Genomic DNA, 12,111 nt, shown 5'->3' on the forward strand with positions numbered 1-12,111 from the left:
TTCGTTGCGTTGTTGTTCGATCAGAACCGGAGTCCGCCTTGGACAAACTCAGCACCAAGGACCGCGACGATCTCGAAAAGGGCGCGTTCGCCTTTCTTGACGAGCGCAAAGAGCCGCTTGAGAATGCGAGCCATGTTCGCAATGCAATCGCCCGGTTCAACCAGGTCAAGGACGTCAGCGACGATGAGCGCGACGCGGCGTGGAAGCAGATCGAGGCGGCGGCGAAGAAACACGGGGTCGAGGTGAAGGAGGGTAGCTGGCAGGAAGTCGGCAAGAACTAGCGGGCCGGCGCGCCGAGCGACCTCCAAAGACAGGTTATGGGCCGGAACCGACGGATCTCGTCGTCGTTTCGGCCCTGAATCAATAAGGTAAATGAGGATCGAAAGGGTGCCTGTTGTCGCTGCCGGGCGTGCCGATCCCGGTGATCATTGTCCTCTATCACTTCTTTCATCATCGATAGGCGCGATCAGACAGCGGCTCTGTAAATGTAGCCCGGCAGTCACCGCCTCGAGCCTGGGACGACGAGTCTTGGCGAAAGAGCGCGCAAAGCTGGCTTGATTGAACAACTGGACCCAGGGCTCGTGACCGGCGCGGCCGACGACGATCCCAGTGGCATTGCCACCTATTCTCAGGCGGGCGCGCAGTTCGGCTATGGGCTACTCTTGACGATGGTCCTGACCTGCCCGCGGATGTGCGCGGTGCAATTGGTCAGCGCTCATATCGGCCGCGTCACGGGCGCGGTGACCTGCTCCCGGCTCAAGCCTGGGATGTTGCTCGACAGGAAATCCGATTGCTCTGCCACTGAACCAAATCGAAGCGTGGTAGCTTCAGGATACGTCTCAAAGACCGATACTCCCTTTGCGGCTACAGAAAACGACCAAAACGCACTACATCAATGCGCTATCGTATACCCAGCAGCCAACACCCAAGAACGGACCGGGCTTATCAAAATCGGAAGCTCGAAATTGGAGAATACTATCATAACCGCTGGCCGTTGCGGAAATCCTTACAATTCTACGCATAGACCCTTTATGCCTGAATATAACTTCCAGCCCTCCGAAGTCGTCCTTATAGTCCGAAGAAATGAATCCGCCATAAATATTAGTCATGATACCAACGATATCCGCGCGATTTGCAAACCTTTCGGGAATGTCCGCGGCAACCATTGCAAATGGGGACTTCACATCATCCCGAGCGGAGTCAAGAATGGCGACGGTTATCGTGCAATCAGAAAATTTCACATCAAGAAGTCCTGATATAAAAGAACCTATCTCCTGATTTAATCCAACTCTATCCATTCGGCTGCCCCTAGTCATATTAACGTGCCTTCACAAAGCCAGATGCATTCAGCCTTGCTGCGTTGACATACTCAGTCGTTCCACTGAGGTTAACAGCCTCAGGTGGGAGCGCTCGGAACGAGCCGCTTGCCTCTCGTCCTACCACTACGAAGAGCTTTGCATCAGGATAATATCCTGGAGCAAGGGGGCCTACGACGGTTGTTCTGAACGCCTCAGGAGTCAGATGAGCAACATCGCCCAACCGTGAAAAATAGGTGCCCTCGTTAATTCCCGCCGCAAACTCCCTTGGGGCGCTGGGCGTTATGTGAATGAATGAATCGGGGTGATAGTCGCTCAGCAGATTGCCGATCGTTCCAGGGGCACGAGTCTCTGCGGCACCAATCTTATCGATTCCGATCCGCAATACAGGTGCGATAATCCGCGCTGCAACACCTAGGCTGCCGTTGATAAGAAAATCATCCCTCGCTGTTTCGGGCGTGTTTGTCCCTCCAGCGGCGGCGCGGAACTGAAAGTTGGACACCGTTCCGGTCGTACCAGACCCTAGAAAGTACGTGCCCAGTTCAGCGGCGGAGAATTCGGCAAAAGCGCTGGCCACAATGGTGGTAGCCGCACCACCGAAGCCGGCTGTTATAGAACCTCCGAAAAACAACCCCACCGGCTTGTCCACCGATTGGGTCGCGGTCGCGTTCATTTTATCCACATAAGCTGCGGTCATGTGGACGGCGTCTTTTAGCACGGGGTATTTATCTGCATATTGTGCCAGAACACCGGTGACCGCAAGCAATCTACTGCCGTCAATCGGATTTTCATTGATAAACATCTGGCCTATCTGCTCCCCGGTTAAAGTTCCAGTATTACCTGTCCTCGGAACGTCGAAACCACTTTGCGAAGATAAGTATAATCCAACTCGATCTGCCTCTGGTATTTGTAGGGTTTGGGATGCGCCAATCAACGCGGCAGTCCAGTCAGAATCACCTCCGGGTTTGTACCTCGTGCCGTTGCTGGTAACTAAGCTATCGTCAGCCTTCTTATCAGTAGTACTCGAGGAATCTGCCCGCTGCGGTGGATTCTTCGGGCTGTTGCCATAAAGAGTTTTCCTGTCCTCGAGCGACATGGAATTTGCGTTCTTTGCAAGTTCAATCCCTACGGCAATAATCTGATCAACGGTACCGCTTATAGATGATGATAATGCAAGGCCGAAAGATGATTTTCCGAGAAGCCGATCAGACAAGCTTTTAAGATCTATATTTAAAGGAATTCCGACGGCATCGTTGCTGCCGATTCCAGTAGCATCTTCCTTATTTATCATCGACGTGCCGCCCGGCTTCTTGCCCGACTTCCCGTCAAAACCGGTACCAACCCCATTGGCAACGAGATTACCAATGGTCTGCCCAATCGCATCAGGAAGCGCCGCAATGATATTGTCGCCAAAGTTCGATCCGTTGATCGCGCTGCGCGTGGCGGCGCTGGCGATCGAACCCGCCGCGCCGGCAAGACCGCTCTTGAGCGTATTGCCGATCGAACGCGAGTCGGTCAGGTTGAGTTTGCCGCCGACAAATTGGGTAACGCCGCCCGAGATCGCTGAGGCCGCAACTCCGGTCCAGTCGAACTTGTTCTGCAGTCCGGTAGCGAGCGCGATCCCCTGAGTGGCGACATTGCCGACCACCGCGCGACCGATTGCCGAGGTCACAGCCTTCAGTCCGGTCACCGCCGTTTTTGCACCGTCCGCGCCCTCGATGAGTCCGTCAATCCCCGGAATTTTACCAATCCCGGCGCTGACGCCGCCAGCAAGTGCTGCCAGCGCGACACCTTTCCAACTGAACTTATCTTGGATGCCGGTGGCAAGGCCAACTGCCTGACTGACCACCGATCCCGCAACAGCGGCAATCGCGCCGCCAGCGATCGTTGCGCCGAGCGATGCCCCAGCGGCGGTAGTAGCTGCGGCGGCACCGGTAAGTGGGCCGCCCGCCAGAAAACTCGTGATCGGCACCTTAAGGATCAAGGTCACCGCGACCGCTATCACCACCAGCAGGATCGCCCCAAACACACCACAATTGTTCTTCTTGGCGGCTTGCGGCTTGGGTGTGGTCGGCGACGTATCGCCGAACGCATCGCTCGGGTCATAGGGTTTGAAGGTCGAGACGCTGTTGCTCGATTTCACCACCCCGGCGGGGATGGTGATCACCATGCCCTCGGTCAGCGCGCTGCCCTGATCGAGGCCATTGGCCTGACCGAGCTTGTACCAGAGATTGGCATCGCCCCAGACCTGGGCGGCGATCGACGACAGCGTGTCGCCGCTACGCACGGTGTAACTGCCACCGCCTGCACCTTGCGCGAAGCTGGTGATGGGGGCGTATCCGTCGCCGAACATCGCATCGCTGAGGCCCGTGCTCGAGCCGTTCTTGAACGCGCCGCCGCTGCCCTGCCCGCTGATGCGACTGTTGATCGATGTCTGATAGTCGGTGGCACCGGTGCCGTTGTTGGTGACATGGCCGAGTTCCATGCCGTTGAACCGGTACCACGCTTCGTGCGGCGCGACGCTCCCGCTCTCGTCGCGGCGGATGGCCTGGCCGAGTACGTCGCTGATTACGGAGATGGAGCGCGAGCGGCCGTCCGCGACAATTGCCGACTGAAATACGCCCGCGCCGCTATAGTTATAGGTCGTGGTATAATATTCGGAGCGGTTCTTGTCGGGCGAATAATAGACCAGCGACTGTACCGTGTTCTCATACCATTTATAATTGTACAGGGTCGAACTGGTTGGCAGGGCTACACCATTCTTGGTCGTGGCGGTCTCAGCCCGGGACGGCGCGCCCAGGAAATAGAGCGTGCCGTTGTCGAACCAAGTTGTCGTGGTGCTGGTGAAGAAGTCGGCGCCTTGTTTCTGGCTGGTGACCTCGTAATAGACCTGACCACGATCATTATACCAAACCTGACGATCATAAGCGACGCCACCGTCATCCAGCCAGTCCTGCTGACGCGTCAGGCGGTTCATCCCGTCATAGGTGAACGTCGCCTTCTCCACGCCCGCGCCGTAGACCCAGGTAAATACGCCGCCGCCCATGTCGACCAGACTGCCCTGTGCCGCCTTGACATGCTCGAGGTTGCCGGACGCGTCGTAACTATAGGATTCAAGCCCGGAGAACCAGGAAGAGTTCGTTGCCGACCTGCGCTGACCGGCCGCGTCATAAGCGACGGCTGTGCCGCCTAATATCTGTCCGTTAGACAACATCGCATTGGCGGTGACCACGCGGTTCATTGCATCGTAGAGAAACCACTGATCTTTGGTAGACGCTGACGATGAGCTCCCATTGTCGGCGATGATATGGAAGTCAGCCCTTTCATTACGGATATTGCCGACCGCGTCGTAGGACCAGGTTATGGCCGAAGCTGGCAGCGTGGCGCCGCCTGTCTCTGCCCAGGTCTTCATCCGCCCCAGTTCGTCATAGGTCGCGCTGGCATTCTGCATCACATCCGAGGTGGTGTAGTAGCTCTCCGGAACCTGTTCTTCCCAGTAACCGGGCTCCTGGGGATCGCCATGCGTTTCGATATGCTCCGGCGTATAGACGCCTTGTTCATTGACTTGCTTTTCGGACGTCTTTCGCCCGGCGACATCATAGCCATAGGTCGCGACGGTTCGCGACCAGTTGGTATTGACCTGCGGATTATTGCCGCTGGCCGCACTGGCGGCCAGACCGGTGTTGAAATAGGTATAGGCGATATTGTCCGATGCGGAGGTGTCGACACCGGTGATCGTACGCCCTTTGACCCGGCCAGCGAGATCGTAAGCGACAGTGGTAACGCGACCGCTCATGTCAGTCTTCGTCACGACATGGTCGAAATAATCGCTGGTTTCGCGCAAGCCCCAGCCATGATTGAGCGTGAGCAGGCTCCAGCCGCCAAAGGTGCCGAGCCCGCCGGTGGGCAGGGTCGGATCCCATGTATAGCTGGTGGTGACGGCCTCGTCCCCGAATGCGGCGACCGCCGTCACGCGGCCGGACGCGTCGTAATCGGTCTTCTCGCTTTTGCCCGTCAGGAAGCTGTTCCAGTGAGTCAGGCGCTGACCGAGCCCGTCATAGCTGTAATAGTCAGTCAATCCGCCAAAATGCGTCACGCTGGTCAGTCGGCCGCCTTTGTCATAGACCATTGAGGTAGGACGGCTGATCTCGTCGGTCACGACCCTGACATTGCCCAGCACATCATAGGCGTTGAAGAGAACGCCGCCGTCGAGATGGAATTCCTGCAACGACAGCGCTTCGTCATCGCCATGCCCGGTGCCGGCGAGCAGGGTACGGGTGGCAATGTGTTGCAGATCGTCGGCGGTCGACGCGGTGGCATCATCGGCCTGGACCTGGTTGGCGTCCTTGACCCCGATCAGGCGACCCGAAATGTCGTAATACCGGCGTTCGGTCGGACGATTCGGTGTCGCGACGCCGTTTGTTCCGGTGACGCTAACGCCGGGCGCCTGTTTCTCGATCAGCCGGCCCATGCTGTTATATTTGAAATCGGTCGTGCGGAAGCTCGCGTCGGTTTCGCTCGACAGGTCGCCGAATGCATTAAAAGCGCGCGAACGGACGATATCGGTGGCGGCCGCGCCGGCGGCGATGATTCGCTGCGGTTCACGCGTTGCGACTGCCAGGCCGCGCTTGTCGTACACGGTCAGGGTGGTGATCGATCCCACGATGCTGCTGGTGCCATTGGCCGCAATGGTCCCGGCATCGCTCACGCCCGACAGATTGATGTCTGGTGAGATCAGGCTGAGCGTCTGATTGCCGGCCTTGTCATACAGATAGATCCGGTAAACCCCGTCGCCCGCATTGGAACGCCACAGGCGACCGCCATCGTCATATTCGAACGTTTCCTGATAGGTTGCCGCGCCGCCGATGGTCAGGCCGCGACCGGTCATCTCACCGAACGCGTTATAGCGCATATGGGTGGTGCCGCCGCTTGCCTGGTCGAAAGAGAAGGGATCCGTTGCGTTGGCGCGCGTCCCCGCCGCCTGTGCGATTACCCGCCCTTCGGCGTCGTAGCGATAGCCGATCCCATCATATTTGCTGACGCCCGCGGAGTTCAGCCGAGTGTAGGATTGGCGCGTTGTGTGCCCCGCCGCATCGTAAAGATAGCTGCGCGTCAGCCCGGCGGCGTCGGTCATCGTCGCAACCCGGCCGGCACTGTCATAGGTATAGCTGACGGTCCGGTCATTGGCCGCATCGACGACGCCAAGCGCGCCGGTGAGCGTGCCGGTCAGGTTGTTGACTCCGTCATAGCTGTAGCTGGTCGCGCGTCGCACGGCGGGGCCGCCGTCGAAATCGGCAAAGGTTGCGCCAGCCTCCTGGATCAGCCGTCCGGCACCATCATATTGATAGTCGGTGACGTCGTAATTGGCCTCGACCTTCTGGGTGACCTGGCCAAGCCCGTTATAGCTGAAGAGGATCGTCGAATCGCTCGCCGCCGCGACGACATTGGTCATGTTGACCGTCCAGGCGACGACATTCTTGCGCGTCTGTTTGATGCGCTGGCCGTTGAGGTCATATTCGGAGGTCGTGACGCGATTGTCGGCGTTGGCGGCACCGGCATCGCCGGTCATGGCGGCGATGGTGGAGGCGGCGGAGACGCCGCCGGTCAACGCCCTGGCGAAGCGCGTTTCAGTCGTCGCATTGCCGTCGGAATCGAGTACCCAGCTGGTCAGGTATTTTTCCTGATCGACCTGGGCGACGCGGCGGCCGAGTTTGTCGTAGAAGCTGTAGATCGAATAGCCGTTGCCGTCCTGCTGCCGAACCACATTACCGAGCTTGTCGTAATCGGTCTGAGTGGTCACGGCGGTGGTCAAGGTCACATAGGTACTGCTGACACTGTCATAGGCACCGGTGCGGAACGCAAGACTTGCCGTACCTGTCTGCCGATTGGCGAAGTCGTAGGTGAAGCTGGTTTCGCGATATTGCGTCGGGTTGGTCGCGGCAGGCGCGGTGGCGCCGGGCGTCGCGGGTATGGCGATGGCCGTGGCGTAGACCCGGCTCGATACGATGTTGCCGTTTCCGTCATAGCCCCAATGGCTGAGCGTACCGGCAGCGCTGATCTGATCGGTCTGACGGTCGAGATCGTCAAAATAGAAAGTGGTCTTTGCGCCAGTCCCATCGGTGGTGCGGATGATATTGCCGCGCGCGTCATAGCTGATCGACTTGACGATAAGCTGAGTGGACGTGGTCGCCGCACTGCCGTTGAGCCCGTCGGCCAGGATGGTGAAGCTCTTGCCCGCCCGATCCTCGATCAGCCGGGTTTCGGTGAGCCGGTCGAGCTTGTCGTATGTATAAGCGGTGGTGCGCTGTTCGGGCAGGCCGTTCGCCTCGACCATGCCGGTACGGTTGCCGCGTCCATCATAGCTGTAGCTATTGACCACCGCGATCGACGTGCCGCTCGCATTCTTCGAGGTGACCGGCAAGGTCTCGCTCTTGAGCAGGCCGCGGCGATCATAGCTGTAATCGGTCTTGCCGTTGACGCCGTTGACACCGTCGAGGCGGTTGGCGACCCGCTTGCGTTCACCGAACGCGTTGTAACTGGTGTTTTCCGTCTGGTTGAGCGCGTTGGTCGACGCGGTGACCTGCCCGAGCTTGTCATAGGCCAACCGGGTGGTCGCATCACCCAGGCTATAGCCCATATTGGGATTGGGCGCGGGCATGGCCGGCCTGACGCCGGCGGTCGGCGCGCTGGCGAGGCGAGTCTCGTAGCGCGTGACGTCCTTTATCTGGCCGAACGCAGTATAATTGGTGGCGGTGGCATAAAGCTCCGCATCGACCTGAAGCGTGACGCGGCCGAGCTCGTCATAATAGAAATATCCCTTGTTGAGGGCCGGATCGGTGACCATTTCGAGGTCGCCGAAACTGTTATACTGCTTCAGAGTGACGAGGTTGTTGGCGGCATTCGCATCGACCGGAACCGAGATGCTCGTCACTCGATTCATCAGATCATAAGTGCGCACGATGGTGTGATTGAGGGGATCGGTTTCCTGGGTGAGCCGTCCGAGCGTGTCATAACCATAACCGGTCGTCGCGGCCTCGCTCGAGCCATAGCCGCGCGTTTCGCTCGCCAGCCGGCCCATCTTGTCATAGGTGCGGTGCGTGGTGCTCGACTGGGCGGCGCTCAGCGCGACATCGCCGCGCGTGATGTCGGTGACCTGACCGAGCGTGTCATAGATATAATGCGTCTTCGACGCCTCGGCCGAGCCATAGCCGGTGATCTCGTCGATCAACCGGTTCGCGGCGTCATAGACGCGGTGAGTGACGCTCTCATCCGCCGTGCCTTCGGCATATTTGATATCGGTGATGCGACCGAGCGCGTCGTAGAGCGTCCTGGTCTTGAAGCCTTCGCCGTCGGTGACGAGGATGAGGCGCCCCGCCTTGTCATAGTCGTAACCAGTGGTGCGGTCATCGGCAGCCGAAAGGGCCAGCGCCGCCAGATCGGCAGTATCGAAATCGCCGCTGACGGTGAGCGGGTTGGCATAGCGCGTCTCACTGACCACCTGATCGAGCGCGTTGTAATTGTATTGGACGAGATAGTTGAGCGCATCGAGTCTATGCGTGACACGTCCGGCATCGTCGTAAATATACTGCGTGGTCCGGTCATCGGCGCTGGTCGTGAACGCAGTCGTAGCGGTCGGCTGGGTCGCGGTGGACGCCAGTTGCGCATAAGCGGTCTGCTTCAGGACATTGCCAAGGGCATCATAGGTGATGCGGGTTGCCGCGCCGGTCGCATCGACACTCGCCACCATCCGGCCGGCGGCGTCGTAAGCCATGCGCGTGATACGGTTGGCGCCGGTCGCATTGGTGGCGGCAAAGCCGTCCATCGCCGCCAGCGTCAGCGCCGCAGTGCCCGTATAGACTGCGGCATAGTCGGTCCGGTTGAGCAGATTGCCGCCGGTATCATAGGCGAACTTGCTCACCGCACCTTGAGCATCGACGCTATAGGCGAGGCGACCGATGCTATCATAAGCCATGCGTGTCACGCGTGCGCCGACGCCGTTCGCCGCCGTGGCGGCAAAGCCATTCAGTGCCGCCAGCGTTACCGCAGTGCTGCCCAGAAGCACGGCATAGGTCGTCCGTGCGGTGACATTGCCGCTGCCGTCATAGACCGTGGCGGTAATCTGGCCGGCATTGTCGATGCTGTAGGCAAGGCGACCATCGCCGTCATAGACGTAACGCGTCACCCGATCATTGGCATTGGTGGCCGGGATTGCGGGCGCGCCGGCCTGGCTCAGGTCAAGCGGTGTCGAACCGGTGAGCGGCATCGTGGTCCAGTAGACCCGTGTCTCGATCACCCGGCCTTCATTGTCATAGACGGTCCCGGTGACCTGGCCGAGCGCATCGACACTATGAGTCAGCCGGTCGTTCGCATCGTAACGGAGCCGCGTGATCTGCGCATCAGCGGTGCCCGAGCCATCGGTCCGCGCGACCAGATTGCCGGCCTTGTCATAGTTAAGCACGGTGCGCAGGTTGAGGCCGGTGGAATCGACCGTGGTCTGGACGAGGCGATCCACGTCGTCATAGCTATAGGTCGTAAACTTGGCGGCAGTGGCGCTCGTCAACAGCGTAGTGCCGGAGCCTTCGGCCATCGAGAGCAGTCGACCCGCGGCATCATAGCTGTAATCGGTGCGCAGGTTGAGTTTGCCGGCGCCCGGATCGACAAGAACCGCCAGTTTGCGTCCGTTCAGGTCATAGTCGATTCGCGTCGATCGCACCTCGGGCGTGCCCGACGCTTCGGTCACCAGAGTCTGCTGCCCCTTGGCGTCATATTCATAGGTCGTAACGAGATTGAGCGTCCCGGATCCGGCATCAATGGTGCGGGTCAGAGTGCGATTGGCGGCATCATAGGTGTATCGGGTGACCGTCCCACGCGCGTCGGTCGTCTGGGAAAGCCGCCCGGCCGTATCATACTGATTGTCGGCGATCGTCGTGCCAGAAGCATCTTTCGTAATGTCGAGATTGCCGTCCTTGTCATAACTCCAGGTGGAGGTCCGGCCGGCAGGGTCGCTGACCGATATCTTCTGGCCATAGGCATTGACCGTGCTCGTGGTCATCAGCCCTTCGGGCGTGGTCATCACGACAGAGCGGTTGAATGCGTCGTAACTGAAGGTCGTGTCCTTGCCGTTCCGATCCTTGATCTTCACGACATTGCCGCGACCGTCATAGGTGTAACCGGTGTCGCGAAGCAGTGCATCGGTGACCTTGGCCACCCGGCCAGCGCGATCGTAGCTGGTCTGAATGGAATGAAGATTGGGATCGGTCACCATTATGACCCGCCCAAAAGCATCATAGGTGAAGCCCGTCAGCAGCGCGAGCGCGCCTGCGCCCGTCGCATCCAGGGTTTCGGCTTCCATCAACCCGCGCTGGTCATAGGCGCGGATCGTTGTCCGCTCGGTCAATCCGGTGGGTGAGCCGGCCGCGGTCAGCGTGTCGATCCGGCTGGTCCATTCGCGAAACGCATTATAATTAAAGCGCGTTTCGACGCCAAGCGCATCGCTCGTCTTTGCGACCGTGCCGTCAACGTTATAGAATAACCGGCGGTGGCTGTCGGCGAGGCCGTCGGACCCAAGTACGTTGTCGACAACGATCGCGCTGATCACCGCTGCAGTAATCGAACCGCCGGTCATCGAAGACAGCGTCGTGCCGTTCACCCGGGTCGAACGAACGATCGTGTCCTCAACCTGTCCGAACGCGTTGTAGACATAGCTGACGACTTCACCGAGCGCGTTGATCTGATGCGCCAGCCGATCGGCGGCATCATAGTAATAAAGCGTCTTCAACCCCGCTTCACCGACGCCGTCGGGGTCGATCCGTGCAATCAGGCGATCCGCCTCGTCATAGAGATAACATGTGCCATACCGAGCATAGACGCTGTCGATCGCCGCCTGAGTCGGTGTGGCTCCAAGCGCGGCCAATACCGCGCTGCCTTCGCCTGACAATTCGCCCGTCAGACGTCCGCGCGTATCGTAACGCCAGGAAGAAATCCGCTTATCCGCAGCGACATTGCTGGCCGTCGTTTTCGACACCAGCCGCCGCATCGCATCATAGCTATAGGTGGTGGTCTCAGTCCCGGCTGCAAGCGTCCTGGTCTCGGTCAAAACCTGACCGTAAGCGTTGAACGTCGAGGTGAGCGTATTGAGCGTATCGGTCGTGTTCGCCGGCAAGGTAGCGAGAGTGAAGGACGTATTCGGAGTGACACGCTGCCCGGTAACGACCTGATCGACCAGGCCATTCGGTGTATAACGATAGCGAGTAAGGTCACCCTCGCCATCGATCGTTGCGCGCACCAGGCCGCGCGCATCGTAGATCCAGTAATTGTGGATATCCGCCGCATTGTCGGCGGCGGCGCTGGCGAAGATGGTCGCAAAATCACCAGTCGTGGTGCCTGGCTTGTTCTTGCGCGCGATCGTCTCGATCTTGCGTCCGGCATTGTCGTAGACGATCTTCGAAACATAGCCCTCGGCATCGAGCGTCCCGATCAGCCGCCCACCATTGTCGTAGAACAGTCGCGACGCCCGGTCATTGGTTGCATCGACAATTGGGAGCGCAGGCAATGTGGAAGGGCGCGTAACGCTGGCATTGGCGAAGATGATCGAATTGCCGTTGGTGGTGCCGGCGGAAGCGGAGCCGACAAAGACCCGTGACTGGACATATTCCGCCTGAGTGAATCTGCGCGTGACGCTGACGGTGGTGACGGCGGTGGTGGAGAGACCGCTGACCTGGAACGCGCCGCCGGTGATTTGCGACAGGGTTCCCGGTCCGGACAGGATGACGGCCGAGGAATCGCAATAATTGCC

Annotated in this window: 4 protein-coding genes; 3 read left to right on the top strand and 1 reads right to left on the bottom strand. The window is 59.4% G+C overall.

Features of this window, described 5'->3' with window-relative positions:
- Positions 1-38 precede the first annotated feature (38 nt).
- Together OO12_RS25370 and OO12_RS29490 are read left to right on the top strand one after the other, a co-directional pair.
- Positions 39-281: a DUF6582 domain-containing protein gene (locus OO12_RS25370; protein WP_034161481.1), complete on the top strand. Its 243-nt coding sequence runs from the start codon at positions 39-41 to the stop codon at positions 279-281.
- Between the two features lie 273 nt (positions 282-554).
- A complete protein-coding gene (locus tag OO12_RS29490; RefSeq protein ID WP_443024603.1) occupies positions 555-1,256 on the top strand; it encodes a divalent metal cation transporter in 702 nt (233 codons plus the stop codon).
- 61 nt (positions 1,257-1,317) lie between these two features.
- Here the strand turns inward: OO12_RS29490 and OO12_RS25380 are convergent, their stop codons facing one another.
- On the bottom strand, positions 1,318-11,868 hold the full coding sequence (locus OO12_RS25380) for a LysM peptidoglycan-binding domain-containing protein (RefSeq protein WP_235365013.1): 10,551 nt from the start codon (positions 11,866-11,868) through the stop codon (positions 1,318-1,320).
- 109 nt (positions 11,869-11,977) lie between these two features.
- On the opposite strand from OO12_RS25380, the gene OO12_RS29350 reads away from it, so the two are divergent.
- Positions 11,978-12,106, top strand: a complete 129-nt coding sequence (locus OO12_RS29350; RefSeq protein ID WP_268747938.1) for a hypothetical protein — start codon at positions 11,978-11,980, stop codon at positions 12,104-12,106.
- Positions 12,107-12,111: the final 5 nt, after the last annotated feature.

The sequence above is a fragment of the Sphingomonas sp. ERG5 genome (genome assembly GCF_000803065.1).
Lineage (GTDB): Bacteria > Pseudomonadota > Alphaproteobacteria > Sphingomonadales > Sphingomonadaceae > Sphingomonas.